Raw genomic sequence first — 26955 nt, 5'->3', positions numbered from 1 at the left:
GGAGGGGCAAGCAAGGAAGGGTGGGCCGTGGCCCGTTCTCACCAGAGCGAGTGGGGTAGCCGCAGGTCCATTGCCCTGCCGGGCGCGCATTCCGGCGAGAAGTACGAGCCCGCGAGGCCGCCGACCGCGGCGCGCAAGGCATAGCTTTCGCGGTAGTAGCGCCGGGCGTGGTCCAGGGCCAAGGGAGCGGGAACGCCGAGCAACTCGGCCATGCGCCGGTTGTACTGCACGGCGTGGCACTCGGTGACCTTCTCGTCGAGCAGGCCGCGCACGTGCATCACCTCATGGGTGAAGAGATTGAGGCTTTGGATGCCGCGTTCGTCGGCGCTCGCCGGGTCGTCGAGGTAGCCGCGCAGCGTCGAGCACCAGGGCTTCTGCAGCACGATCCTGCCGGTGGCGAGGTTGGCGTGGCCGGCGGCCAGCGCGTTCGGGTCGAGCATCGTGTCGAGCAGCGTGTTGCAGTGGACCGACACCGGCCGGCCTTCCGTCAGCACGCGGGCCCGCGATTCGAGGAAGCGCTCGAAGCGCCACGTGGACACCGGCGGCCAGGCGAACGCCACCGCCAGCGTGACGACCAGCAGCAGGTAGAGCGGCTCGACGGGCTGCGGATGCTCGCGGTTCCACGGCGAATAGAGCTCGCGGACCGCGAGGGAGGCGAACGCGAGGGACAGGGCGATCCACAGCATGCAGGCTCCCGGCGGCCGATGGTCGGCGAGTCCGTTCTGCGCTGCTCAACGCGTCAGCACATCCAGCACACGCTTGATCAGGGTCGAGTAGGGCGGATCGAACAGCCCCATGCCGTTCAGGCGCGCCTGTCGCATCACCGGCATGGCCTTGCTGAAGGTCAGGAAACCCTGGTGGCCGTGGTAGTGCCCCATGCCCGAGGCCCCGACGCCGCCGATCGGCAGCTCGTGCTGGCCGAACTGGATCAGCGTGTCGTTGACGCAGACGCTGCCGGCGACGACGGTGTCGAGGGTGCGCTCGAGCCGCTCGCGGTCGCGGTCGAAGGGGTAGAAAGCCAGCGGGCGGTCGCGACCGAGGATGTAGGCGATGGCGTCGTCGTGCGTGCGGTAGCCCTTCACCGGCAGCAGCGGGCCGAAGATCTCTTCCCGCATCACGCGGGCGTCGTCGGGCGGGTCGATCAGCACCGTCGGCGGGATGATCTCGCCGGGCGCGGCGCGGCCGTCGTCGGGCGCGTGCTGGCGGATCGCGACCCCGCGCTGCGTCGCGTCGTCCAGCCACTCGCGCAGGCGGCCGGCCTGCTTCGGATTGATCACGCAGGTGACGTCGGCGTTGCCCGCGAGCGTTGGATGGCGCTTCGCGACGGCGGCGAGGTAGGCGCTGATGAATTCGTCGCGCTGCGCGTCCGGCACCAGCACGTAGTCGGGCGCCACGCAGGTCTGGCCGGCGTTGAAGAGCTTGCCGGTGGCGATGCGCTCCGCGGCGTGGGCGATGTCGAAGCCGGGGGCGATCAGCGCCGGCGACTTGCCGCCGAGTTCGAGGGTGACCGGTGTCAGGTTCGGCGCGGCGGCGGCCATCACCTTGCGTCCCACCGCCGTGCTGCCGGTGAACAGCAGGTGGTCGAAGGGCAGGGCGGTGAACGCGGCACCGACCTCGGCGCCGCCTTCGATCACGGCGACCCGATCCGCCGGGAACACGTCGGCGCAGAGCGCGCGGATCAGCGCGCTGGTGCGCGGCGTGAACTCGCTGGGCTTGATCATCACGTGGTTGCCGGCGGCGATGGCGTCGACGAGCGGGATGATCGCGAGCTGGAACGGGTAGTTCCACGGAGCGACGATGCCCACGACGCCCAGCGGCAGGTGGCGGATCTCGCCGCGCGCCGGCAGGAACAGCGCGTTGATCGGCGCGCGCTTCGGTTTCATCCACGAGCGCAGGTGCTTGCGGACGTGCTTGATCTCCTCGAGCGTCACCATCACGTCGGCGGCCAGCGTCTCGACGGCGGCACGGCGGCCGAAGTCGGCATTGATCGCCTCGACGATCGCTTCGCGCTTCGCCTTGATGGCGGTGGCGAGGCGGTCGAGGTCGGCGCGGCGCTGGGCGAAGTCCGGGCGCTTCGCCAACCATGCCGCACGCAGCGTTGCGAGCGTGGCGGCGAGCGAGTCCGGCGAGTGGGCCGGGGACGATGCGGGTTCGCGGCTGTCCATGGGATCGGAACCGGTGGTGCGGAAAACCGCAGTCTACTCCCGCATCCGACCGCTGCTGCGCGCCCAGTCCAGCAGCGCCGCTTCGTCCATGGGCCTGCCGTAGAGGTAGCCCTGCGCCTCGTCGCAGCCCAGGGCGCGCAGATGCCCGGCGTCCTCCGCCTCCTCGACGCCTTCCGCGATGACATCGAGCTGCAGGTGCTTCGCCATCGCAACGATGGCCTTCACGATGCCTTCGGCCCGCGCCGACTGGCGCATGTCCCGCACGAAGGCCTGGTCGATCTTCAGCCGGTCGAGGCCCATCCGCGACAGGTAGGCCAGCGACGAGAACCCGGTGCCGAAATCGTCGATCGCGATGCGCATGCCCTGCTCGCGCACCAGCCGCATGCGCGCGAGCATGTCCTCGGTGCCGCGCATGAGCACCGACTCGGTAAGCTCCAGTTCCAGCAGGTAGGGCGGCAGGCCGCTGTTGCGCAGCGCGGCCATCACGCTGGGCAGGAACCGGTCGCGACGGAACTGCAGGGCCGAGACGTTCACGGACAGGGGCACGGCCGGGAAGCCGGCGGACTGCAGGCGCATCGCCGCGAGACAGGCCTCGCGCAGCACGAATTCGCCCAGCGGGACGATCAAGCCGCTGTCCTCGGCGATGCCGATGAAACTGCCCGGAGCCATCACGCCGCGCGTGGGATGCCGCCAGCGCACCAGCGCCTCGATGCCCACCAGTCGCCCGTCGTCGAGATGCACCTGCGGCTGGAAGACGACGAACAATTCTCCGTTCTCGACGCCGAGGCGCAACTGCGATTCCAGCGTCAGCCGCTCGCGGCTTGTCGAGCCGCGGCCGGGCTCGTAGGTCGTGAGCGTGTTCCTGCCCGATTCGTGTGCCTCGTGGATCGCCGAGCGGGCGGCCACCAGGAGTACGTCGGCCGTGTCGACGTGCTCGGGTGCGGCGGCCAACCCCATGCTCAATCCCAGCACCAGCGAGGTGCCGGCCGCCTCGATGGGCGCCCGGAACGCGACGTAGATCGCCTCCGCGCGCTCCGCGGCCGACGTGGCGTCCGCGCCTGGGATCGCCACCGCGAAGATGTCGCCTTCCAGCCGCCCGAGCAGGACGTCGGCACCGGCCGACGCCCGCAGCCTCTCGGCCACCGCGCGCAGCACCTGGTCGCCCACCTGCATGCCAAGGCTCTGGTTGACCTGCCGGAACCCGTCGAGGTTGATGCAGAGCACGGCCAGCTTGCCGTTCGTGGAGAGCAGGCTCTCCATCCCCTGCAGCAGGGCCTGCCGGTTGTCGAGGCCGGTCAGTGGATCGGTGCGGCTGAGCAAGTCGAGACGATGCTGCGTGTCCTTGCGCTCGCTCATGTCGGTGAACTGGCCGACGTAGCACGCGCCGTCGGCCCGCCCGCCCGGGATGCGGGTGATGGACAGCCATTCGGGATAGACCTCGCCGTTCTTCCGGCGGTTCCAGATCTCGCCCTCCCATCGCCCTTTCTGGACGAGGTCGCTCCACATGGCCGCGTAGAAATCGCGCCCCTGCAAACCCGAACTCAGCACCGAGGCGCGGTGCCCGACCACGTCGGCCGCGGCGTAGCCGGTGAGCGTCTCGAAGGCGCGGTTGATGGACAGGATCACGCCATCGGCATTGCAGACGAGGATGCCTTCGCGCGTGTTGTCGACGATGGCGGCGGCAAGCCAGCGTGATTCGTCCGCCTGGCGGCGCACGCTGATGTCCAGCATCACGCCACTGAGGACGTGCGGCCGGCCATCGGCATGCCGGCGACGGACGTGGCCTAGCAGGTGCACCCAGATCCAGTGGCCGAGGGCGTGCTGCAGTCGCAACTCGATCGAGAGGTCGTCCTCGTCCGGCGTGGCGAATCGCAGGAGCGCGGCGTCGAGATGGGGCACGTCTTCGGGATGCACCCAAGCCCGCCATTCCACGACGGGCAGTCGCGGCTGGGCGGTGCGCCCCACCATGCCATAGCACTGGGCGTTGACCTCGATGCTGTCGGTGTCGAGGTCGCGCTGCCACACACCGATCTGGGTGGCCGTCACGGCGGCGGCCAGCTCGTCGCGGGCCTTCGCTTCGCGGGCTTCGGCGCGACGATGGGCGATGGCGAGGCTGATGTCGTTGGCGATCGCGCCGAGGGATTCCTGAAGCCGCGGGTTGCCGGCATCCACAGCGGTGGCATCGGTCAGTACGAGGAGGCCGAACATCTCCTGGTCGGTGGCCAAGGGCAACAGCAGCGTCTGGGGGTCGAGGCGGACCACGTGGCGCTGCTGCAAGCAGTCGTCGACGACATCGATCGGGGGCTCGGCCTCGCCGAGGTGCCAGCGGTCCGGGAGCATCGAAGCGGCCATGCCGGCCGAGTGGCGCCGTTCGAATACGCCGGCGTCGGCATCGAGCACGAAGGCCTGCGCCCCCCGGAAGCCGCCCGCCCCGACCATCGACTCGACGACGCCGTCGAGCAGCGGGCCGATCTCGGACTGTCGCAGCGCGCTCCGCCCGATGTCGCCGATCATGCGGAGCAGTCGCGCATCGGCGTGCCACGCCGTGCCGGCAAGCGCCAGCGCCCGGGCGACGTCGGCGATCTCGTCGCCGCCGTCCAGTGTCGTCGGCAGGGGCGCCGGGGCCTCGTGGAGGCGCGAGGCGTAGGCCTGAAGGTCGCGGCTTCGTCGCACCCAGCTGCGTTCCAACAGCACCCAGAGCAGGGCGGCGATGGCGCCGATCACCATCAACTGCACGCCGAAGCGTTCGACGCCTGCGGCCAGCGCCGCGGTATAGCCGTGTTCGCCGGTGCCCAGCACCAGCAGGTGGCTGTCGCCCCCCAGGTGATCCGGCAGGCGCATCGGGCTGGCCACCAGCAGGTGGCGGAGGTCCTCCGCGAGGGCATGCCGGCCTTCCGCAAGGGCGAGCGCCACCGCATCCCGCGCCAGCGCCGCGTTGACGCCGTGCCGTCCGAGGGACGCGTCCAGCGGGCGCTGGAGGTCGGATCGGCGGAAGCTGCCGCGCACGGTGCCCGCCCCGTCGACCCACCAGGCCTCGAGCAGCTGCGGGTGCAGCGCGAGGCCGGTCACGAGGCGTTGGGGGCCCAGGCCATCGTCGACCTCCGCGAGCGCGACGATGCGCCGGGCCTCCGCGTGCACGATCTGCTCGAGCACCGCTTCCGTGCTCCGCAGGGCCTCCTCTTCGGCCGCTGCTCGGTAGCTGGCGAACATCCCGAGGCTGCCGACCACCGCAGCGGTCACCAACACGAGGGTCAGACCGACCTGGGCCGGCCAGCGCAGCAGCCACCGGATCATGGCGGATTCCCCGGATCGAGCTGGGGTCGCTGGGCCGCATCGGGCGCGCCCTCGTCGAGCAGGCGTTCGATGCGCTCGATCGACGGCAGCAGCGGCGGCGGGTCTCCGGCCACCATGGCGCGCCCCTCGGCGCTCGACATCAGGTCCACCTTGGTCAAGGCGGCCCGGTAGTCCTCGGCGCTCATGCCGAGGCCTCGTGCCAGCACCTCGGCGAGGGGATCATCGAGCTGGTCGAGGCGCTGCTTGCCGGCATCCCAGACCTCGAACAAGGCCCGCACGGAGGGCGCATCGGGCGACAGGCCGGGGCGCAGGACCAGCACGTCGAGCACAAGGCCGGGATGGTCGCGGGTGGAGAACAGCACCTTCGCGCCGTCCGCCTCCAGGCGCTCGATCAGCGGGGAATAGGCGACCACGCCCGCGGCCTCGCCATCCGCCCAACCGATGGGAAGCCGCGTCGCCTGCACCCGCCGCGCCCGCACCGCGGAGAGGGGCAGGCCCGCATCCTCGAGGGCGGCGCCGAGCATCAGTTGCCCGACGGCGGTGTCCTCCACCAGCACGGTCTGCCCCGCGAGATCGGCGATGCTGTCGTGGTCCTGCCGCCCGAGTACGGCGTCCCCTCCGCGGGAATCGGACAGCACCGCGAGGATCGTGTGCGCGTTGCGCTGCCGGGCCAGCCGGAGGCTTTCGTCGAGGGTGAGCCCGACGGCGTCGATGCGGCCTTCGATGAAAGCGTCGATGGCTTCGGTGTTGGAGCCGAGCTCGACCAGACGGAGCGACGCGGGCCACTGCCCGGTTTCGCGGGCGGCCACGAACGGCTCGTAGCCGATCCAGGGGCCGATGCCGAGGCGCAGCACCGTCGGTGCCTCGTTGCTGCTCCACCAGCGGAGCGACACGCCGGTTGCGGCGACGAGCACCACGGCGAGCGCGACGAGCAGGCGGGCGGAGCGGGCGTTGGGCATGGCGATCCTGGCGGGCCCGGTGGACTGTCGCATGCACCTCCGGAGGCATCAATCCGTTCCGTCGGCCGCCAGGAAACACAGTGCGGCGACCACCGCGGGGCCGAACGCCACCAGCAGCGGGCGGACGGCGCGGTGCGTGCGGTCGTCCGGGAAGGCGCGGGCCTCCGTCGAAGGTCGAAGGGACGCCGGGCCGGGGCCATGGCAGCCTTGGGCAATGGCCACGCCCGGCTTCGACTTCAGTCTGCCGCCCTTCGACCTGCTCGATGCGGAGGGGCGTGCACGCGTCGAAGCGGCCCTCGACCTCGCGTTCTTCGCCCCGGGCAGCATCCTCGTCGAATCGGGTCAGCCGTCGCCGCAGGTCTACGTCGTGCTGCGCGGCGAGGTCGAGGCCGGCGACGTCGACGAAGGACGCGAGCGCCTGTTCTCCGACTACGGCCCGGGCGATGTGTTCGGCGCGTTCGCGGTGATCACCGGCAGGGCACGGCATCGCTATCGCGCCCGCGGCGAAGTCCTCGCCTTCGTGCTGCCGGCGGTGGTGTTCCTCGCCCTGCTCGAGGCGCAGCCGCGCTTCGCGGCGTGGTTCCACGAGGGCTTGTCGGCGAAGCGCCAGCTGTTGGCGGCGAAGAGTGCCCCTTCCGAGGCCAATCGTCTGATGCTCACCCGCGTGCGTGATGCGCAGCTTGCCGAGGCGGTTGCGATCGCGCCGGAGACGTCGATCGCCGCCGCCGTGGGCGCGCTCCGGCGCCACGGCGTCGAGTGCCTCGTCGTCGAGCCGGCGGCGGGCGAGGACGGGCCCGGCATCGTCACCCGGACCGATCTGCTCGATGCCCTGGCCCTCGAGGGCCATGCCCTCGCCGCGCCCGTCGGCCCGCTCGCGCACCGCCCGCTGATCGGCGTGCGCGAGGACGATGTGCTGTTCCAGGCCCTGGTGACGATGACGGAGTCGCACATCGAGCGCGTGGCCGTGCGTCGCGGCAGCGCCGTGGTCGGCACGATCGGCCTGGCGGAGGTGCTCAGCCACTACGCCAGCCAGTCGCATCTGATCAGCCTGCGCCTCGCTCGCGCCGGCAGCGAGGCCGAGGTGGTGGCCGCGGCGCGCGACATGGCGGCCCTCGTCCGTGCCCTGTTCGCCCAGGGCGCCAAGATCAGCTACCTGATGGAGATGGTCAGCGCGCTGAACTCGCGGTTGCTCGCCGCGCTGTTCGGTTTCTGCGTGCCCGCAGGGCTGCGCGATCGCGCCTGCCTGCTGGTGCTGGGCAGCGAGGGTCGCCGCGAGCAGATCCTCAAGACCGACCAGGACAACGCCTTGATCCTTGCGCCCGGGGGCGATCCCGACGCCTACGCCGACGCCATGGCCCGCTTCGCCGAGCGGCTCGCCGACATCGGTTACCCGCCCTGCGCCGGCGGCGTGATGGCGAGCAACCCGCACTGGCGGCAGACGCTCGACGGCTGGCGCGGACGCATCGCCGAGTGGCGACGTCGCGGCGATCCGGTGTCGCTGATGGAGCTCTCGATGGTGGTCGATGCCCGCCCGGTGGTCGGCGATCGGCAGCTCGTGCAGCCCTTGCACGAGGACTTGATGGCTTTGGGTCGCGACGAGGGGCTGATGCGCGAGATGGGCCTGGCGACCTTCCAGTTCGACACCCCGCTCACCCTCTTCGGCCGCGTGCGCGACGGCGGTGACGGCACCGACATCAAGAAGGGCGGCATCTTCCCCCTCGTGCACGGGCTGCGAACGCTGGCGCTTCGCCACGGCGTGGCCCGCAGCAACAGCTTCGCGCGCTGTGAAGGCCTGGTGGCCGCCGGGGCGCTGCCCGGCGAGCTGGGCCGGGACGTGCCGCAAGCCCTCGCGGTGTTCCAGCGCCTGCGGCTCGGCCAGCAGCTGGATGCCCTCGCGGCGGGCCAGATGCCGGACAACCGCCTCGACGTGTCGTCCCTGCGGCATCTCGATCGCGAGCTGCTGCGCGACGCCCTCCGTGTCGTGAACCGCTTCAAGAGCCACCTGCGCGACGCGCTGCAGCTGCGCGGGATGACATGAACCCCCTGCGACGCCGCTGGTTGGCCTGGCGCCACGGGGCCGGACCTTGGGGCGCCCTGTTCGACGCGCCTCCGCCGCACGAGGTGGTGAGCCTCGACCTCGAGACCACCGGGCTCGACGTGGCGAGCGACCGCATCCTGCGCCTGGCCGCGGTGCCGGTTCGCGCAGGGCGCGTGGTGCTGTCGGAGCGCTTCGAACGCTGGGTCGACCCCGGTCGCGCCTTCGGCATCGACTCGATCCGCCACCATCGCATCCTCCCGGCCGATGTCGCGGCGGCGGACGCGGAGCGCGTGGTGGTCGAGGCCTTCCTGCGCTGGCTCGGGCCGCGCCCGTTGCTGGGCTATTGCATCGATTTCGACATCGCGCTGCTCGATCGCAGCGTCCGGGAGATTGCGGCGTTTTCCTTGCCCAACCGTCGCATCGACCTCGCCGAGGTGGATTTCCGGCGCCAGCTGAACCGGCACCCGGAAACGGCCTGCCGTCGCGGGCTCGACGCGATCCTCGCGGAGGCCGGCGTGCCCTCGCTGCTGCGCCACGACGCGCTCGCCGACGCCACCGCGACCGCGCTCGCCTGGTGCGTCCTGCGCGCTCGCTCGGGCGACGCCTAGAATCGCGGCCAAAAGGGGGGAGCGATGGTCCATGGGTTGAGCCTGCTGGCGTTCTCGCTGCTCTATGCCGGCGTGCTGCTCGCCGTGGCGTGGAGCGGCGACCGCGCCGGCCCGGCCAGCCGTCGGCTGCGGCCCTGGCTCTATTCGCTGACGCTCGCCGTGTATTGCAGCTCGTGGACGCTGCTCGGCGCCGTCGGCAGCGCGGCGGGCAACCTCTGGAGCTACCTGCCGATCTACCTCGGCCCGCTGCTGCTGCTGGTCTTCGGCGGCGACCTGCTGCGCCGCATGGTGGTCGTGGGCCAGCGTCAGCGCACCGCATCCATCGCCGACTTCCTCGCGGCGCGCTACGGCCGGGCCCGCGAGCTCGCGGCGCTGGTGGCGGTCATCGCGGTGGTGGCGGCGATTCCCTACTTCGCGCTGCAGCTCAAGGCGATCGCCCTGTCGGTCGAAGTGCTGACCGGCCTGCCTCGCGGCGCCCCGCTCGAAGACCCCGCCCTGCTGTCGGCGGGCCTTCTCGCCCTGTTCGCGATCCTGTTCGGTACCCGGCACGTGGACGCGACCCGCCACCATCGTGGCCTGATGTGGGCGATCGGCCTCGAGTCGGTGGTCAAACTCCTGGCTCTCGTGATCGTCGGCCTGTTCGCCTGGCACCTGCTCGGTGGCGATGTCCCGGCGTCCGTGCGCGACGCCCCGCTGCCGCCCTTGCCCGACCCGTTCGTCGCCCAGACCCTGCTGGCCTTCCTCGCCCTGCTCTGCCTCCCGCGCCAGTTCCAGGTGCTCGTGGTCGAGTGCCAGTCCGCCGACGACCTGCGGCCGGGCCGCTGGGCCTTCGCGTTCTACCTGCTGCTCGTCTGCCTCGCCGTGCTGCCGATCACCTGGGCGGGTGAGCTCGGGCTCGCAGGGCGGGTCACCCCGGATGCCTGGGTCCTGGCCTTGCCGCTGTCGGAAGGGCGGGTCGACCTCGCCCTCGTGGCGTTCCTCGGCGGGGTGTCGGCCGCGACCGGGATGGTGCTGGTCGCAAGCCTCGCCATCGCCACGATGGTCAGCAACGACCTCGCCATGCCGTGGCTGTTGCGCGGTGCGGGCGACCCCGGGCGGCTCGGCCAGCGCATCCTCTGGGTGCGGCGGATGAGCATCGTCGCGCTGTGCCTCGGCGCGTGGGCCTATTCGCGCGCCTTCGCCGGCGACGTGGCGCTGGCCTCGCACGGGTTGCTGGCCTTCGCTGCCGTTGCCCAGTTCGCACCGGCCCTGGTCGGCGGCCTGTACTGGCGCGACGCCAGCCGCGCGGGCGCGCGGCTCGGCATCGCCGTGGGTTTCGCGGTGTTCCTGTACACGCTGCTGCTGCCCGCCCTGGCCCGCGGCTTCGGTTTCGGCACCGAATGGCTCGCCGAGGGGCCGTTCGGCCTGGCGATGCTTCGCCCCGAGGCGATGTTCGGCCTCGCCGGGTGGGATGCGCTCACGCATGGCACCGTGCTGTCCCTGCTCGCCAATGGCGTGGCCTTCGTGGCCGGTTCGTTGCGCTACCGCCCCGGCCTCGAGGCCCGCCTCGCGGCGGAGCCCTTCCTCGCGCCGGACGCGGCGCGCGAGGAGCCCGACCCCGAGGCGACCGGCCGCGCGACCGAGGGCGAGGTGCTCGCGCTCTGCGCCCGCGTGCTCGGCGACACCGCCGCGCACGCCGAGTTCTCGACCTTTGCCGTCGAGCGCGGTCGGCCGCTGGCCCCCGAGAGGCCCGCCGACCGGGCCTTCCTGCAGTTCGGCGAACGCCTTCTCGCCTCCGCCGTCGGCGCCGCATCGGCGCGTACGCTGCTGACCGCCGCGCTTCGCGGCAGCGGGATGGCCTTCGGCGAGGTGGTCGCCCTGCTCGATGAGGCCGGCCAGCAGCGCCGCTTCAACCGCGAGCTGTTGACCACCACGCTCGAGCACGTCAGCCATGGCGTCAGCGTGGTCGATGCCGACCTCCGGCTGATCGCGTGGAACCACGCCTACCAGCGGCTCTTCGAGTACCCCGACGGCCAGCTCTACGTCGGCAAGCCGGTGGCCGAGCTGATCCGATGGAACGCCGTGCGCGGCGAGTGCGGCCCCGGCGACGTCGAGGCGCACGTGCAGCGCCGCCTCGAACACCTCCGCCGCGGGGCCTCCCACGTGTTCGAGCGCATCCGTCCGAACGGTCAGGTGATCGAGATGCGCGGCCAGCCGCTGCCCGGCGGCGGCTATGTCACCACCTACACCGACGTCAGCGACTACAAGCGCGTGGAGCTCGAGCTGCGCGACGCCGCCGCGCAGCTCGAACGGCGCGTCGAGGAGCGCACACACGCCCTGTCGATCGCCCTCGCCGACACGGCGCGTGCGCAGGACCACGCCGAGCGCGCGCGACAGGCGACCACGCGCTTCATGACGTCCCTGAGCCATGACCTGCTGCAGCCCCTGCATGCCGCCCGGCTGTTCTCCGCGGCCCTGCGCGAGGCCGATGAACGTGACGAGCAACGCCAGCTCAGTGGCCGCATCGATGCCTCGCTGCGCGCCGCCGAGGAGCTGCTCGACGGCCTTCTCGACCTGTCGCGCATCGAGTCCGGACAGCTGCAGGCGCGGCCGCAACCGTTTCCGCTCGGCCCCCTGCTGCGTGGGCTCGTCGAGCAGTACGAGCCGCTCGCGCAGGCGCGCGGGCTGTCGGTCGCGGCGGTGCCGACCGCGGCTTGGACGACCAGCGATCCGGCGCTGCTGCGGCGCATCCTGCAGAACTTCATCGCCAACGCGCTGCGCTACACCGTCGAGGGTGGCGTGCGCATCGGCGTGCGCTGGCGCCGCGAGGGCTGGCGGGTGGAGGTCTGGGACACCGGCCCCGGCATCGCCGAAGCGCATCGCGAGCTGATCTTCGAGGAGTTCCGCCGCCTCGCCGATGGCGCCGTGGCCGGTGATCGCGGCCTGGGGTTGGGGTTGTCGATCTGCCAGCGCCTGGCCCAGGGCCTCGGGCACCCGCTCGAGCTGCGCTCGCGGCTCGGGCACGGCAGCGTCTTCGGCATCGGCGTGCCGCGCGCCGCGCGCCCGGCCCTCGCCGCGAGCGCCGCGTCGAGCGTGGCCGACCGGGCCCTGTCGGGACTTCGCGTCCTCTGCATCGATGACGACGCGGACATCCGCGACGCGTTGCGCGCGTTGCTGTCGAAGTGGGGCTTGTCGGTGCACTGCCTGGGGACGGCCGGCGAGGCCCTCGCCCTGCCCGAGTCGGAAGCGCCCGACCGGCTGATCGTCGACTTCCACCTGCACGACGGCCTCGACGGAGTGGCCTTGGCCGAGCAGCTGCGGGCGCGCTGGGGGCCGCTGCCGACCCTGCTGCTGACCGCCGAAGGCGGCGACGCGCTGCGCGACCGGGCGACGCGCGCTGGCTTCACCCTGAGCCACAAGCCGGTGCGGCCGGCGGCACTGCGGGCCTGGCTGGCCGCGGCGCGCGCTTGAACACGCTCCGCTGACGGGCGATCCGTTGCGATGGCGACACCCGTGCCCTGATGCCTTTCCCCATGCCGTTGACCGCCGCCCTGCTTGCCGCCAGCCTCGCCACCACCGCGGCGCCCGCGCCCGCCATGCCGGAGGGCACCGTGCTCTCCGCGCGCAACGTGCCGATCCAGACCGGCGCCCGCCGCGAGGTCTGGATCGAAGGCCTCGAGCACCCGTGGGGCCTCGCCTTCCTGCCCGACGGTAGCGCGCTGGTCACCGAGCGTCCCGGGCGCCTGCGGGTGATCCGCGACGGCCTGCTGCAGCCCGAGCCCGTGCCCGGCGTGCCCGTGGTGTTCGCGCAGAACCAGGGCGGCCTGCTCGACGTCGCCGTGCATCCCGGCTTCGCCGACAACCGCCTCGTGTACCTCACCTACGCGCACGGCACGCCCGAGGCCAACACCACGCGCGTCGCACGGGCACGGTTCACCGGCACGGCGCTGGAAGGCCTCGAGGTGATCTTCGAGAGCAACTCGCCCAAGCCCGCGGCCGGACACTTCGGCTCGCGGCTGGCCTTCCTGCCCGACGGCTCGCTGCTCGTCTCGATCGGCGACGGCGGCAACCCGCCGACAATGCTGGACGGCGCGTTCGTCCGCGAGAAGGCGCAGGACCCGGCCAGCCATCTGGGCAAGATCGTGCGGCTCAACGATGACGGCAGCGCACCGGCGGACACGCCTTTCGCCGGCAGTGCCGTGGGCGTCTGGTCGATGGGCCACCGCAACATCCAGGGCCTGGCCGTCGACGCCGCGCGGAACACGGTATGGGCCACCGAGCACGGCTCGCTCGGCGGCGACGAACTCAACCGCGTTCGGGCCGGCAACAACCACGGCTGGCCCTTGGTCAGCCTGACCCGCGACTACGTCACCGCCGAGCCCGTCGGCGAGGCCACGCGCCGCGACGGCATGGTCGATCCGGTGCTGCTGTGGGACAACGCCGTGGCGCCGTCCGGCCTTGCCGTGTACGCCGGCGAGGCCTTCCCCGATTGGCGCGGCGACCTGTTCTCGGGCTCGCTGGTCAGCCTCGACGTGCGCCGCATCGACCTCGACGACGCCGGCCGGGTGCAGGGCGAGACGGCGCTGCGCGTCGGCCAGCGCGTGCGCGACGTGGAGGTGGGCCCGGAGGGCTTCGTCTACGTGCTGACCGACGAGAAGGCCGGCCGCGTGCTGCGCTTCGTGCCGGCCACGGCAGCGGCGACGCCGGCCGCGCCGCAGGCCATCGAGCGCGCCCGTCCCTGACGCAGGCGCGCCGCCGGGCTCAGTCCTCGTCGGGGATCGGTGCCGGCGGTTCGAGGCCGAGCTGGCCCAGCATCAGCACCGCCTGCGTGCGGTTCGTGGCGCCGAGCTTGTCCAGCACGGCGCCCATGTGCGCTTTCACCGTCGCCTCGCCGATGCCGAGCTCCCAGGCGATCTGCTTGTTCAACAGGCCGGCCGCGACGCGGCTGAGCACGCGGAACTGCGCGGGCGTGAGCGTAGCGATGCGAGCCGCCACGGCGCGTTCATCCGGTCCGACCGGTAGGCTCGCTGGGGGCGCTTGCGGCCGGTCGCCGGCCAGCACCGCATCGAGCGTGCGCTGCATGGCTTCGGGCGAGGCCGACTTCGACAGGAAGCCCGCCGCCCCGTGGTCCAGCGCGCGGCGCTGCGTTTCGGCGTCGTCGCGCGCGCTCACCATCACGATCGGCAGCGCCGGATGCTGGGCGCGCAGATGCACCAGCACCGAGAAGCCGCGCGCCCCCGGCATGGTCAGGTCGAGCAGCAGCAGGTCGGCGTCCGGATGGGCCTCGGCCAGCGCGAAGACGCCTTCGGCATCGGCGGCGGTATGGATCGCTGCGCCGGGCCAGAAGGCCCCGACCAGCCGGGTCAGGGCGTCGCGGAACAGCGGATGGTCGTCGGCAAGCAGCAGGCGCATGCGCGGAGCGTAACGTCCCCGGCGCGGCCGTGCGCCCTCACTTCGCGCTGGCGCGCCCATCACCGCGCTTCGGCGGCCCGTCCGTCATGCTCGCCACATGCTGAAAACGCTCGCTTCCCTCGTCTTCTACACCCGCTTCGCGGTCCCGTTTTCCACCGTCGGCCATCGCCGCCGCGTGGCCGCACGCCCCTGCCCGCCATTCGACTTCGGTGGCCAGCGCTGGTGCGTGACCGGGGCCAGCGGCGGCATCGGTCGGGCCATCGCCCTCGGGGCCCTGCGCGCCGGCGCCGAGGTGCATGCGCTGGCCCGCGACCCCGCCAAGATCGAGGCCCTGCGACGGGAGGCCGGCGCTGACGGCCGCCGCCTGCACGCCGCGCGCATCGACCTCGCCAGTGTCGCCGAGGCGGAGGCCTGGGCGGTGCGCGCGCCGCGTTTCGACGTGCTGGTGCACAACGTCGGCGTGATGCTGCACGAGCACCGACGGACGCCCGAGGGCCTCGAGGCGAGCTTCGCGACCAATCTCCTCGTGCCCTTCGCCCTGACGGCCGCCCTGCGCGAGGCCGCGGCGCTCGATGCCGGCAGCCGGATCATCTCGGTGAGCTCGGGCGGCGCCTACGGTGCGCGCCTCGATCTCGACGCCCTCGAAGCGCGCGAACCGTCGGACCACGATGGCTTCATGGCCTACGCCCAGCACAAGCGGGCGCAGATCGAGCTCACCCGTGCCTGGAACGCGGACAGCGAGGGCCCGCGCGCCTATGCGATGCACCCGGGATGGGTGGACACCGACGGCGTGCGCACGGCGCTGCCGGGCTTCCGGCGCGTCATGCGTCGCGTGCTCCGCAACGCCGGGCAGGGGGCCGACACCGTGCTCTGGCTGGCGGCCGCCCGCCCCGAACCGCACCCGGAGGGCGGGCTCTGGCTCGACCGACATCGCGACACCGAGCACGCCTTCGCCATGACGCGTGGCGGCGCGAGCGCCGCCGACCTGGTGAGCGCCCTCCGCCAACGCGCGGCATCGGTCCGCAAGCGTCGATCCGCGGCGGCCTGAGCGATTTCGCGGGATCGGCGCTGCGTTACGCTCGTCGCATGCCTTCCTTCCCCCGCGACTTCCCGTCCGCATGGCGTCGCCGCTGGCCTTGGGCCATCGCGGTGGTCCTGCTCCTCCTCCTGGCCTTGCGCCTTCCGGCCTGGGTCGCAGGCCCCACGGTCGAGGCCTATCGCGTCGAAGCCCGTGCGCTGGTGGCGAACGTGGTCGCCACCGGCCGCGTCGAAACGCCGTCGCGCGTCACCGTCGGCAGCGAGATCACCGGCACCGTCGTCGAGCGCCCGGCGCGCGAAGGCGATCGCCTGGCCGCTGGCGATATCGTGGCCCGCCTGGCCGACGACGAGGAGCGGGCCCGCCTCGATGAAGCACGGGCCGCCCTGGCCCAGCTGCTGGAGCGCGAACGCGTCGTCGATGCCGCGACCCTGGTGCAGGCGCGTGGCGCGGCCGAGCAGGCGCGTCGCGACGCCGCCCGCTTCGCCGAACTCGCGGCGAAGGGCCTCGTCGCCCGCGATCGCGCCGAACAGGCGGCGCAGGCCCGCCGCGTGGCGGAGGCGGCGCTGGCGGCCGCCGAAGCCCAGGCCCGCGCCTCCGGCCCCGGCGGGAGCACCGAACGCCTGCTGCGCGATCGCGTCGCCAGCGCCGAGGCGGCGCTGGCGCAGACCGTCATCCGCACGCGCGTGGCCGGCACCGTGCTGCGCCGGCTCGCCGAGCCCGGCGATGTCGTGCAGGCCGGACGGGGCATCGTCGAACTCGCCCGCGAGGGCGACCTGCTCGTCGTCGCGCAGGTCGACGAACGCAACCTCGACCGCCTCGCCGAAGGCCAGTCGGCCCTCGTCTCCGCGGACGCCTTCCCCAGCCAGCGCCTGCCGGCGCGCGTGGTGTTCATCGCGCCGGCCGTCGACCCGCAGACCGGCACCGTCGAAGTCCGCGTCGAAGTGCCGGAGCCGCCGGCCACGCTGCGGCAGGACATGACCGTCTCCATCGACATCGAAGTCGGGCGTCGCGAGCGCGCCTTGGTGTTGCCGATCGACGCCGTCGATGCGAGCGACAGCGCCGGGGCTCCGACCGTACTCGTCGTCCGCGAGGGGCGCGTGCAGCGCGTGCCGGTCACGCTGGGCCTGCGCGGCGTGGACCGCGTCGAGGTGCTCGAAGGGCTCGCCGAAGGCGACGCCGTGCTGCCGCTGGCCGGTGCGCCCGCCGATGGCGCCCGCGTGCGCGTCGCTTCGGCCGAATGAGCGTGTCGCGGCTCTGGTTCGAGTGGACGCTGGCCACCCGCCTGCTGCGGGAGGGCCGCGCCCAGACCCTGCTGATCATCACCGGCATCGGGGTGGGCGTGGCCGTCATCGTCTTCCTCACCGCCCTCATCGGCGGCCTGCAGAAGCAGATCATCGATCGCACGCTGGGCACGCAGGCGCACATCCGCATCAGCGCGCCGGACGAGGTGGCCCGGCCGCTTCGCCTCGATGGCGAGGCCGCGGTGCTGTCCCGCATCGACCAGCGCGCCCAGCGCCTGCGCTCGGTCGACCAGTGGCAGCGCATCGAAACCGCCCTCGCGGGCTTTCCCGAAGTGACGGCGATCTCGCCGCTGGTCTCGGGGCCGGCGCTGGCCCGCCGCGGCGCGGCCAGCCGCGCGGTGGTGCTGATGGGCATCGACCCGGAGCGCTACGTGCGCATCGTGCCCGTGCCCGACAATGTGCAGGAAGGGCGCTGGCGCATCGTCGGCAACGACGTGGCGATCGGCCGCGAACTCGCGAAGGACCTCGGCGCCCGGTTGGGCGACCGCATCCGCCTCGACACCGGCGACGGCCGCAGCGACGTGTTCACCATCGTCGCACTGTTCGAACTCGGCGTGCGCGACCTCGACGGCCGCTTCGTCTACCTCGCGATGAAGCCGGCGCAGAGCCTGCTCGACCTGCCGGGTGGCGCCACCAGCATCGATCTGCGCGTGCGCGGGATCTTCGAGGCGGAAGACGTGGCCCAGCGGATCGCCGCGCGCCTTGGCATCCAGGCCGAAAGCTGGATGACGCTCAACAGCAACATCCTCGACGCGCTGGCAGCGCAGAGCATGTCCACGAACCTGATCAAGGTCTTCGTGGGTCTTTCCGCCGCCTTCGGCATCGCCAGCGTGCTGGCGGTCAGCGTGGTGCAGCGCGGCCGCGAGATCGGCATCCTGCGCGCGATGGGCACGCAGCGTGGCCAGGTGCTGCGGGTGTTCCTGCTGCAGGGCGCGCTGGTCGGCCTGATCGGCGCGGCCTTCGGCTGCCTGATCGGCGCGGGGCTGCTCGGCCTGTGGGAGCTGATGGGCCTGGCCCGCTCCGGCCGCGGTGCGTTCGCCCTCGTCGTCACGCCCGCGCTGTTCGTTGGCGCCTCGGCGATGGCCACGGTGGTGGGCATGCTGGCGGCCATGGCCCCGGCGCGGCGCGCGGCGCGACTCGACCCCGTGGAGGCGATGCGTGGCGGATGAGCTCGTCCTGCGCCTCGACGGCGTGCGCAAGCGCTACAACGTCGGCCTGCCCAGCGAGATCGAGGTGCTGCACGGCCTCGGCTTCGAACTGCGCCGCGGCGAGTTCGCCGCACTCATTGGCCCCTCCGGCTCGGGCAAGACGACCCTGCTGAACCTGCTCGGCCAGCTCGACTCGCCCACCGAGGGCGAGATCGAACTGCTCCGGCAGCCCACGCGCACGCTCGACGACGACACCCGCACGCGGCTGCGCGGCGAGGCCATCGGCTTCGTCTTCCAGTTCCACCACCTGCTGCCGGCCTTCACCGCGCTCGAGAACGTGATGATGCCGAGGCTGGCCCGCGAAGGCCGGCCCACGCCGGCCCTCGTCGCCGAAGCGAAGGAGCTGCTCGACGCCGTGGGCTTGGGCGCGCTCGCCGACCGCAAGCCGATGGCGCTCTCCGGCGGCCAGCAGCAGCGCGTCGCCATCGTCCGCGCGCTGATGGCGCGGCCGGCCCTGCTGCTCGCCGACGAGCCCACCGGCAACCTCGACACGCAGACCGCCGACGAGGTGTTCGCGCTGATGCGGCGCCTGCACGCCGAGCGCGGCTTCGCCGTGCTCGTCGTGACCCACGACCCGCGCCTCGCCGACCGCTGCGACCGGGTGATCGAGCTGGTCGACGGGCGCATCGTCCACGACGGGCCCCGGCGCATGGCCTGAACGGGCCTCGCGGCGGCGAGACCGGTCAGAAGCGCCAGCCCAGCCCGACGGTCAGGGCCCAGGGCGCGTAGTCGGTTTCGATCCGGCCACTGCCGCGTTCCGCGTCGAGCTTCACCTTGCCGGCGTCCAGCCAGCGCAGTCCGGCATCCATGAACAGGTTCTCGCCGAGGTCGTAGCGCGCGCCGAAGAGCACCTGGAAGCCGTCGCCGCTGCCGCTGTAGGACGAGCCGCCGATGTCCATGTCGACCTCGGTCAGCCGGGCATAGCCGAGGCCGACATACGTCTTGGCCTTGTCCGACCCGAACAGGTCGACGTCGTAGAGGAGGTTCACGGCGGCGCTGGTCGAGGCGAAGTTGTCGCCGTTGCCCTGCGGGCCGGGGGGTGCGAAGCCGGGGTTGCCGGCGCCCACGCTCTGGTAGACGAACTCGCCCTCCATCCGCCAGCCGTTGCCGAAGGCCCAGCCCAGGGCGCCGCCGCCGAGGAAGCCGCTGTCGAGGGCCACGTTGCGCGACTGGGTGCCGATGGGCGGCGCGCCGACGCCGCTCCAGCGCATGGTCTGGTCGGACTGGTTGGCAAGGCCGAGCAGGGCGGTGGCGTAAAGGCCCTCGTCGCTGGCGTGCGCGGCGGGCGCGGCAGCCAGGGCCAACCCAAGGCAGAGGGCGGCGCGACGGCCGGGGCGGTTCGGGGTCGGGTGTCGGGTCATCTCGGGGTCTCCGGGTCAGGCCGCGCCGGGGTGCGCGGTGCCCCTACGCTGACCAAGCGGAGTCGCCGCTGGTGTGACCGCCCCGTGCCGGCTGCACGAGTGGCACGACGCCTGCACGAACGGCCGACTTAAACTCCCGCCATGACCGCCCATTACGCCCGCATCTGGCCGATCGTCGTGATCGTCCTGGCCCTGCTGTTCGCCCAACTCGAACCGGAACCGACGCGGGCGCTGCCCTGGTTCGCCGCCTGGGCGGTCTGGGCCGTGCATATCGGCGTCGGGCTCGCGCTGGCCATCGCGGCCACCCATGCCGCGGCGCGCTGGCCCGTGCTGCGCGCGTCGCCGTCGTGGTCACGCCTGCTGGCGGGCGGCCTGTTGGGCAGCCTCGCCTTCGCCCCGTTGGCGCTCGGATTCGAGCGCCTGTTCCCGATGCCGGCGGAAGGCCCGCCGGACGACGTGCTGGATCATTGGGAGGCGGCGGGCGGCGCGCTCGCCGTGGCGGCCGAATGGCTGCAGCTCGCCCCGAGCTACCTCGTCAGCTGGGCGCTGTTGAACCTCGTGCCGCTGGCGCCGACGGTCATCCGCGAGACCACAGTGGCGCCCTTGGGCGGCGCGTCGCACCCGCCGGTGGTCGGAGAAGTCGATCCCGTCGATGTCGACGCCGGCATCGGCGATGCCCCGATCACGCCAACGCCCGACCCGCTCGCATCGCCCTTCTTCGAACGCCTGCCCGCCGCCATCGGCCGCGACCTCGTGCGCATCGATGCGGACCTGCACTACCTGCAGGTCCGCACCACGTTGGGCCGCGCCACGGTGCTGGGCAGTCTCTCGGAGGTCGAGGCCGCCTTGCCCGATACCGGCCTACGCGTCCATCGGTCGCACTGGATCGCCTTCGCGCACCTGCGGCGCGTGTCGAAGAGCGCGAAGGGCTGGGCCTGCGAGCTGCGCGGCGGCGAGCGCGTGCCGATCAGCCGGCGCCGCCTCGCCGAGGTGCGCGAGCGCCTCGGCAGCGGGTTCGTGATCGATCCGATGGCGTGAGTCGGCCTCAGCGCACCAGCCGGTGCGCCACCAGGTGCTGCACCACCGCCGGGTCGGCCAGCGTGCTCGTGTCGCCCAACTGGTCGGGCGCGTTCTCGGCGATCTTGCGCAGGATGCGGCGCATGATCTTGCCGCTGCGCGTCTTCGGCAGGCCCGGGGCGAACTGGATGTGGTCGGGCTGGGCGATGGGGCCGATCTCGTGGCGCACCTGCTGCTTGAGCTCGGCCAGCAGCGCGGCGTCCATGTCGATGCCCGCTTTCAGCGTCACGTAGGCGTAGATGCCTTGGCCCTTGATGTCGTGCGGGAAGCCGACGACCGCGGCCTCCGCCACCTTGGCGTGCGACACGAGCGCGCTCTCCACTTCCGCCGTGCCGATGCGGTGGCCGGAGACGTTGATGACGTCGTCGACGCGGCCGGTGATCCAGTAGTAGCCGTCCTCGTCGCGGCGGCAGCCGTCGCCGGTGAAGTACATGCCGCGGTAGGCCTTGAAGTAGGTGTCGATGAAGCGCTGGTGGTCGCCGTACACACTGCGCATCTGGCCGGGCCAAGAGCCCAGCAGGACGAGGTTGCCGCTGGTCGCACCTTCGAGGATCCTGCCGTCCGCATCGACCAGCGCAGGGCGCACGCCCGGCAAGGGCAGGGTGGCGGAGCCCGGCTTCGCTTCGACGGCACCCGGCAGGGGTGCGATCAGCATCCCGCCGGTTTCGGTCTGCCACCAGGTGTCGACCACCGGGCAGCGTTCGTCGCCCACCACGCGGTGGTACCAGCGCCAGGCTTCCGGGTTGATCGGCTCGCCCACGGTGCCGAGCAGGCGGAGCGTCTTGCGCGAGCGCTTCTTCACCGGCTCGTCGCCGTCGCGCATCAGCGCGCGGATCGCGGTGGGGGCGGTGTAGAGGATGGTGACGCCGTGGCGGTCGACGATGTCCCACAGGCGGCCGCTGTCCGGCCACGTGGGCACGCCTTCGAACATCACGCTGGTGGCGCCGTTGCTCAGGGGGCCGTAGACGAGGTAGCTGTGGCCGGTGATCCAGCCCACGTCGGCGGTGCAGAAGAAGACGTCGTCCTTCTGGTGGTCGAACACCGCATGGAAGGTCCAGCTCGCCCAAGCGAGGTAGCCGCCCGAGGTATGCAGCACGCCCTTGGGCTTCCCGGTCGAGCCCGAGGTGTAGAGGATGAACAGCGGGTCTTCCGCACCCATCGCCGGTGCCGCGTGCGTGTCGGGTTGGCCTTCCACGACCGACTCGTACCAGCGGTCGCGCGGCATCTGCATCGGCACGGCGGCCCCGGTGTTGCGCACCACCAGCACCGTCGAGACCGTCGTGGTGCCCGGCATCGTCAAGGCCTCGTCGACGGTGGCCTTCAACGGGATGCGCTTGCCGCCGCGGCGCGCTTCGTCGGCGGTGATCACCAGCGTGCTGCCGCAGTCGGCGATGCGGTCGGCCACCGCGTGCGGCGCGAAACCGCCGAACACCACGGAATGCACGGCGCCGATGCGCGCACAGGCCAGCATGGCGACGGCGGCTTCCGGGATCATCGGCAGGTAGATGGTGACGCGGTCGCCGCGCTTCACGCCGAGGTTCGTGAGGGCGTTGGCGAGGCGGCAGACGCGGGCGTGCAGCTCGCGGTAGCTGATGTGCTGCGCCGGTGCGTTCGGGTCATCGGGTTCGAACAGGATCGCCGTCTTGTCGCCGTTCGCGGCGAGCTGGCGGTCGAGGCAGTTGGCGGCGACGTTCAGTTCGCCATCGCCGTACCAGCGGATGCGGAAGCGCTCGGGGTCGAAGTCGACGTCCTCGATCTCGGTCGGGAAGCGCACCCACTCGAGGCGCTCGGCCAGGGTGCGCCACCAGGCGTCCGCATCGCTTTCGACGGTGGCGCGGACGTGTGCCGTGCCGGCGCTGGTGTAGTGCGCCTTCGCGGCGAAGGCGGCGGGAACGGGCAGGCGCTCGTCGGGGGTGGCCATCGGTCGTCTCCATCTCGGGATGGCAGGAGTGTGCGATGCGGGCCGGCACCTGTCTCGCGCCGCGCCTTCGACTTTGGTGGAACGCCCGCGGGCTTTCGACCAAAGGCGAATGGCCGAGGCCCTGGCACCGGTGGAGCCTGCACGGACTGGGAAACCACCCGTTCGGAAGGGGAGAGCCGATGCAACGAAACCACATCCGTCCTTTGGCGCGTGCGACCGCCCTGGTGCTCGCCGCCGCGTTCGCGCCCGCCGCCCTGCAGGCGCAGGCGCCCACCGCCGCCAGCCAGAGCGAGCGCGAGCAGGCCCTCGAAGCCCGCATCGCGGCGCTCGAGCAGATGGTGCGCGAGCTGATGGCGCAGTCGTCGGCGCCGGCGACTGCGAGCGCCGCGTCGTCCGCGCCCGCGCCCGCGCCCGCCGCCGGGCCTGCGCCCGCCGCGCCGGCGATCCAGACCACGCCGATCAACACGGCCGGCTGGCCGGGCACCCGCTTCTCGTTCGGCGGCTTCATCAAGATGGAGGGCGTGGCCACCAGCACCGACGGTGGGGAGATTCCCGACGCCAGCAACGCCCGGCTGCTCTACGTGCCATCGGCCACGCCGGTCGGCGGCCCCGACGAGGGCGTGGACCTCGATGCCACCGCGCAGTTCTCGCGATTCTGGTTCAGCAGCGACGCGAGCACCGAGAGCGGCACGCCCGTGCGCGGTTACCTCGAGTTCGACCTGTTCGGCAGCGCGCTCGGCGCCGAGGCCACCACCAACACCTACGGCGTCACCGTGCGCCACGCCTGGGCCAGCTGGGGCCCGTGGATGGTCGGCCAGAACTGGAGCAACTTCCAGGATCCCGGCTCGCTGGTCGACACCATCGACCTGATCGGCGCCACCGACGGCACGGTGTTCGTGCGCCAGGCGCAGGTGCGCTACACCTCGGGGGCCTGGGCCTTCGCGCTCGAGAACCCGGAGACGACGGTCGGAAGCTTCCGCGGCAACGGCGCGCGCATCTCCTCCGATGACAACCGCCTGCCCGACCTGACCGCGCGCTGGACCCGGCGTGGCGACTGGGGCCACCTCAGCGTCGCCGGCGTCCTCCGTGAGCTGCGCCACGAGACCACCACGGGCATCGATGACGCGGGCGCGGGCTATGGCCTGTCCATCACCGGTCGTCGCGTGATCAGCGGCAGCGACGACCTGCGTTTCGGCCTCACCGCAGGCCGCGGCATCAGCCGCTACGTCGGCCTCGGCATCGCGCCCGACGTGTTGCTCGATGCAGGCAACCGGCTCGAGGCGGTCGACATGCTGGCCGGGTTCGCCGGCGTGCGGCACGTCTTCAACCCGAAGCTGCGCGGCAATCTCTACGGCAGCCTCGCGACCTTCGACAACGACATCGGCCTGAGCGGGGCTGGTGCCACGGAGAAGGTCGGGTCCGTCGCGGCCAACCTCGTCTACAGCCCCTTCCCCCGCGTCGACGTCGGCCTCGAGGGACGGCTGGGCCGTCGCTGGCTCGAGAACGGCAGCGAGGGCGACCTCGCCCGCCTGCACTTCCACGTCCGCTACAACTTCTGAGGACCCCACCCATGAGCACCCAGACACCCGGCGCGCCGGTCGCCTTCGACGAGGCCGCCGTCAAGCGCAAGCTGTGGCGGGCCATCACGCTTCTCGCCCTGTTCTGCACCGTCTACTTCTCGGCGGCGGTGATCGCCACCGCTGCATTCGCCGACATCGCCGGCATCCTGATCTTCGGCATCCCGTTGGCGATCTACACCGGCCTGCTGGTGTTCGTCGTCGGCATCATCGTCACGCGCCTGTGCCTCGCGCAGGACCAGGGAGGCTGAGCATGGACAATCCCATCGCGTTCTCCATCCTTGCCGTCAGCCTCGCCCTCGTCGTCTACATCAGCTGGTGGGGCAAGCGCTTCACCAGCACGACGACCGACTTCTACGTCGCCGGCGGCAAGATCTCGGCACGCCTCAACGGCTGGGCCATGTTCGGCGACTACTGCAGCGCCGCGAGCTTCCTCGGCGTGGCGGGCGCCATCGCCCTGGCCGGCGTCGACAGCTGGTGGGTCGCCATCGGTTTCTTCGGCGCATGGATCTTCGTGCTCGTCGCCCTGGCCGGCCCGCTGAAGAGCTCGGGCAAGTTCACCGTCGCCGACGTGCTGGTCGGCCGCTTCGGCGGGCGCAGCCTGAAGTTCCTGGCCATGGCCACCACGGTGGTGATCGGCACGCTCTACCTGGTGCCGCAGATCGTCGGTGCCGGCCACCTGTTCCAGCTGCTGCTGGGCTGGGACTACAACGTCACCGTGGTGGTCTCGGCCGTCACCATGGGCCTCATGGTGATCCTCGGCGGCATGATGGGCACGACGTACAACCAGGCCATCCAGGGCGTGATCCTGCTGGCGGCGATGCTGATCCTGTTCGTGCTCGCCACCGTCCTGTACTTCGGCGGCAACCCGTTCGCGATCATCGGCCAGGCCATGGACGCCGCGCCGCCGACCGAGGCGGTGAAGGTCATCGGCCAGGTCGTTGTGCCGCCCGCGGCCGAAGGCGCGACCCATGGTCCGTTCGTCCTCGCCGAGGCCGTGCGCCAAGGCTTCGCCGATCTGCCGAACGCCCTCACACCCGGCCTCGCCGTGCCCGACGTCTGGAGCCAGCTCAGCCTGGTGCTCGGCCTGCTGCTCGGCGTCGCCGGCCTGCCGCACATCCTGATCCGCTTCTACACGGTCAAGGATGCGACGGACGCGAAGAAGGGCGCGCAGCTGACGATCATCGGCCTGGCCGTGTTCTACATCACGGTGCTGTTCGTGGGCTTCGCGACGATGATGATCCTCTACGACGAGCTGATCCAGATGCTCGCCGCCGGTGACCGTGGCCGCGCCACCAACATGGCGATCCCCCTGCTCGGCATGGAGCTGGGCGGCGAGGTGGGCCTCGGCCTGATCGCGGCCGGCGCGATGGCGGCGATGCTCAGCACGGCCGTGGGCTTGCTGATCTCGATGACCACCAGCCTGTCGCACGACGTCTACGCCGGCGTGCTCCGCCCGAACAGCAGCGACCGCGAGCGCCTCGTGTTCGCCAAGGTCGGCGCGGTGGTGCTGACCGTGATCGCGTCGCTGGCCTCGGTCTGGCTGAAGGACCAGAACGTCGCGGTCCTCGTGGCCATGTGCTTCGGCATTGCCGCCAGCACTTTCGCCCCGGTGCTGATCCTCTCCGTCTGGTGGCAGGGCCTCACGAAGGAGGGCGTCATCGCTGGCCTCGTCGTCGGCCTCGTGGTGTCGCTCGTCTTCACCTTCGCGCGCTTCGCCGGCGTGCCCGAGGTGATGGGGATCCGCGTGCTCGGCAACCCGGCGCTCTATGGCGTCCCGGCGGCCCTCCTGTCGATCGTCGTCACCAGCCTCGCGACCAGGAACACGGGCAACGCCCGCGAGTTCATGGCGATGGCCCACCGCGACGCCTGATCGACGTTCCTCTGCGCGGCATGGCACGGCGCCCTACGGGGCGCCGTGCTCGTTTACGCTGGTCGCACGCCCGGGGAGGGGTGGATGCCGACCACGCGTTCCAGCTACGCCGAGACCCGCGAGACGCTGCGCTGGCGCGTGGCGTTGGTGCTGGTCGCCCTGATGTCGACGCTGATGCTCGCGCTCGGCCTCCTCAACACTTCCTTGGGCTTTCCGGACACCGCGAAGCTGGCCTGGCTCGTCTTCGCGCTCAACGCGGCGAGCCTGCTCGGCCTCCTCGGCCTGCCGCGGCGGCTGGGCACCATGGCCTTCTTCAGCGTGATCCTCGGGCTGATCGTCTTCGCCGTCGGTTTCGGCTGGTGGCATGGCCGCCCCCTGCACTATTGGGGCTACCTCTTCCCCGTCGTCGTGGTCTTCCTGCTGCCGGCCTGGCGCGCGATGGTGGCGATGATCGTCTTCGGCGCGTTCGCCGGTGGCGTCGCGATGCTGCAGATCGCCCCCATCGACGTGGTGCGATTCGCCAGCGTCTACGGATTGATGGTCTGCTTCGTCACGACGTACGCGCTGCTGGAAGAGCGCGCCGGCGTCATGCTGCGCGAGGTCGGCGAGCGCGATGGGCTGACCGGATGCTTCAACCGCCGCCGCTTCAACGAGGCCCTGGCTCGCCGGCGCGCGCCGCGCGGGCCGCCGAGCCGCCTCGGCGTCCTCCTGGCCGACATCGACCACTTCAAGGGCATCAACGACCAGCGCGGCCATCTGGAGGGCGACCGGGTGCTGGTCGCCGTCGCCGCGCTTCTGCAGCGCGCGCTGCACTCGGCGTCGTGGGGCGGTCGCGCCACCCTGTATCGCTTCGGCGGCGAGGAATTCGCCGTCCTGGCGGGAGAGCACGACGAGGGGCGGCTCCGCGTGCTCGCCGAAACCTTGCGTTGCGCCGTCGCCGCCGGTGGCGAAGGACTCGCTCCCGGTACGGTGACCGTCAGCATCGGCGCGGCGGCCTGGTGGCAGGGCGCGGAGGCGCCGGAAGCCGCCCTGCAGCGTGCCGACGACGCGCTCTACGAGGCGAAGCGCGGCGGCCGGAACCGGGTGGTGGTGGACGGCGGCCGGCCTTGACCCGTCCAACAAAAAACCCGCCTTGGCAGGCGG

At 72.0% G+C, this 26955-nt stretch carries 21 protein-coding genes; 13 read left to right on the top strand and 8 right to left on the bottom strand.

The features are described 5' to 3' along the window. Positions 1–38: 38 nt before the first annotated feature. The 5 genes from ACYVAK_RS04650 to ACYVAK_RS04630 are packed head-to-tail and all read right to left on the bottom strand — an operon-like array spanning position 39 to position 6640. Positions 39–686, bottom strand: coding sequence for a hypothetical protein (locus ACYVAK_RS04650; RefSeq protein ID WP_461058438.1), 648 nt, complete (start codon positions 684–686; stop codon positions 39–41). Between the two features lie 45 nt (positions 687–731). Beyond that, positions 732–2165 (bottom strand): coniferyl aldehyde dehydrogenase, encoded by a 1434-nt coding sequence (locus ACYVAK_RS04645; RefSeq protein WP_461058436.1) that lies wholly within the window; start codon positions 2163–2165, stop codon positions 732–734. A 33-nt stretch (positions 2166–2198) separates the two neighbouring features. Next, positions 2199–5459 (bottom strand): EAL domain-containing protein, encoded by a 3261-nt coding sequence (locus ACYVAK_RS04640; RefSeq protein WP_461058434.1) that lies wholly within the window; start codon positions 5457–5459, stop codon positions 2199–2201. Beyond that, positions 5456–6418 (bottom strand): ABC transporter substrate-binding protein, encoded by a 963-nt coding sequence (locus ACYVAK_RS04635; protein WP_461058432.1) that lies wholly within the window; start codon positions 6416–6418, stop codon positions 5456–5458. The genes ACYVAK_RS04640 and ACYVAK_RS04635 overlap by 4 nt, the downstream gene beginning before the upstream one ends. Before the next feature lie 48 nt (positions 6419–6466). Then, positions 6467–6640, bottom strand: coding sequence for a hypothetical protein (locus tag ACYVAK_RS04630; RefSeq protein WP_461058430.1), 174 nt, complete (start codon positions 6638–6640; stop codon positions 6467–6469). Here ACYVAK_RS04630 and ACYVAK_RS04625 point away from each other — a divergent pair. The 4 genes from ACYVAK_RS04625 to ACYVAK_RS04610 all read left to right on the top strand — a co-directional run bounded on the left by ACYVAK_RS04625 (position 6633) and on the right by ACYVAK_RS04610 (position 13785). Continuing rightward, a complete protein-coding gene (locus tag ACYVAK_RS04625; RefSeq protein WP_461058427.1) occupies positions 6633–8456 on the top strand; it encodes a DUF294 nucleotidyltransferase-like domain-containing protein in 1824 nt (607 codons plus the stop codon). The genes ACYVAK_RS04630 and ACYVAK_RS04625 overlap by 8 nt on opposite strands. Then, complete coding sequence (locus ACYVAK_RS04620; protein ID WP_461058425.1) at positions 8453–9064, top strand: exonuclease domain-containing protein; 612 nt, start codon at positions 8453–8455, stop codon at positions 9062–9064. The genes ACYVAK_RS04625 and ACYVAK_RS04620 overlap by 4 nt, the downstream gene beginning before the upstream one ends. Before the next feature lie 24 nt (positions 9065–9088). After that, positions 9089–12514, top strand: coding sequence for a hybrid sensor histidine kinase/response regulator (locus ACYVAK_RS04615; protein ID WP_461058423.1), 3426 nt, complete (start codon positions 9089–9091; stop codon positions 12512–12514). A 62-nt stretch (positions 12515–12576) separates the two neighbouring features. After that, positions 12577–13785 carry a PQQ-dependent sugar dehydrogenase gene (locus ACYVAK_RS04610; RefSeq protein WP_461058421.1) on the top strand — a complete coding sequence of 403 codons (1209 nt, stop codon included), beginning with the start codon at positions 12577–12579 and terminating at the stop codon, positions 13783–13785. Positions 13786–13804: 19 nt separating this feature from the next. On the opposite strand, the gene ACYVAK_RS04605 is transcribed toward ACYVAK_RS04610, so the two are convergent. After that, complete coding sequence (locus ACYVAK_RS04605) at positions 13805–14455, bottom strand: response regulator transcription factor (RefSeq protein WP_461058419.1); 651 nt, start codon at positions 14453–14455, stop codon at positions 13805–13807. Positions 14456–14552: 97 nt separating this feature from the next. Here ACYVAK_RS04605 and ACYVAK_RS04600 point away from each other — a divergent pair, with 97 nt between their 5' ends. From ACYVAK_RS04600 to ACYVAK_RS04585, 4 genes are read left to right on the top strand one after another with little or no spacing between them, the layout of a single operon-like run. Then, complete coding sequence (locus tag ACYVAK_RS04600; RefSeq protein ID WP_461058417.1) at positions 14553–15503, top strand: SDR family NAD(P)-dependent oxidoreductase; 951 nt, start codon at positions 14553–14555, stop codon at positions 15501–15503. A 38-nt stretch (positions 15504–15541) separates the two neighbouring features. Further along, complete coding sequence (locus ACYVAK_RS04595) at positions 15542–16735, top strand: efflux RND transporter periplasmic adaptor subunit (RefSeq protein ID WP_461058415.1); 1194 nt, start codon at positions 15542–15544, stop codon at positions 16733–16735. After that, positions 16732–17964 (top strand): ABC transporter permease, encoded by a 1233-nt coding sequence (locus ACYVAK_RS04590; protein ID WP_461058413.1) that lies wholly within the window; start codon positions 16732–16734, stop codon positions 17962–17964. The genes ACYVAK_RS04595 and ACYVAK_RS04590 overlap by 4 nt, the downstream gene beginning before the upstream one ends. After that, complete coding sequence (locus ACYVAK_RS04585) at positions 17954–18661, top strand: ABC transporter ATP-binding protein (protein ID WP_461058411.1); 708 nt, start codon at positions 17954–17956, stop codon at positions 18659–18661. Before ACYVAK_RS04590 ends, ACYVAK_RS04585 begins: the two co-directional genes overlap by 11 nt. Positions 18662–18686: 25 nt before the next feature. On the opposite strand, the gene ACYVAK_RS04580 is transcribed toward ACYVAK_RS04585, so the two are convergent. After that, complete coding sequence (locus tag ACYVAK_RS04580; RefSeq protein ID WP_461058409.1) at positions 18687–19364, bottom strand: outer membrane protein; 678 nt, start codon at positions 19362–19364, stop codon at positions 18687–18689. A 141-nt stretch (positions 19365–19505) separates the two neighbouring features. Between ACYVAK_RS04580 and ACYVAK_RS04575 the strand changes: the two genes are divergently transcribed. Beyond that, positions 19506–20402, top strand: coding sequence for a LytTR family DNA-binding domain-containing protein (locus ACYVAK_RS04575; protein WP_461058407.1), 897 nt, complete (start codon positions 19506–19508; stop codon positions 20400–20402). Between the two features lie 7 nt (positions 20403–20409). On the opposite strand, the gene acs is transcribed toward ACYVAK_RS04575, so the two are convergent. Continuing rightward, on the bottom strand, positions 20410–22362 hold the full coding sequence (gene acs, locus ACYVAK_RS04570; RefSeq protein WP_461058405.1) for an acetate--CoA ligase: 1953 nt from the start codon (positions 22360–22362) through the stop codon (positions 20410–20412). Between the two features lie 179 nt (positions 22363–22541). On the opposite strand from acs, the gene ACYVAK_RS04565 reads away from it, so the two are divergent. From ACYVAK_RS04565 to ACYVAK_RS04550, 4 genes are all read left to right on the top strand, one after another. Beyond that, on the top strand, positions 22542–23921 hold the full coding sequence (locus ACYVAK_RS04565; protein WP_461058403.1) for a DcaP family trimeric outer membrane transporter: 1380 nt from the start codon (positions 22542–22544) through the stop codon (positions 23919–23921). 11 nt (positions 23922–23932) lie between these two features. Continuing rightward, complete coding sequence (locus tag ACYVAK_RS04560; RefSeq protein ID WP_461058402.1) at positions 23933–24190, top strand: hypothetical protein; 258 nt, start codon at positions 23933–23935, stop codon at positions 24188–24190. Positions 24191–24192: 2 nt separating this feature from the next. Continuing rightward, positions 24193–25812 carry a sodium/solute symporter gene (locus ACYVAK_RS04555; protein WP_461058400.1) on the top strand — a complete coding sequence of 540 codons (1620 nt, stop codon included), beginning with the start codon at positions 24193–24195 and terminating at the stop codon, positions 25810–25812. An 84-nt stretch (positions 25813–25896) separates the two neighbouring features. Beyond that, positions 25897–26922, top strand: a complete 1026-nt coding sequence (locus tag ACYVAK_RS04550; RefSeq protein ID WP_461058398.1) for a GGDEF domain-containing protein — start codon at positions 25897–25899, stop codon at positions 26920–26922. Positions 26923–26955 lie beyond the last annotated feature (33 nt).

This window comes from Silanimonas algicola (assembly GCF_054777375.1).
Note: the sequence above shows the minus strand (reverse complement) of the source record. Positions and strands in the feature narration are given on the sequence as shown.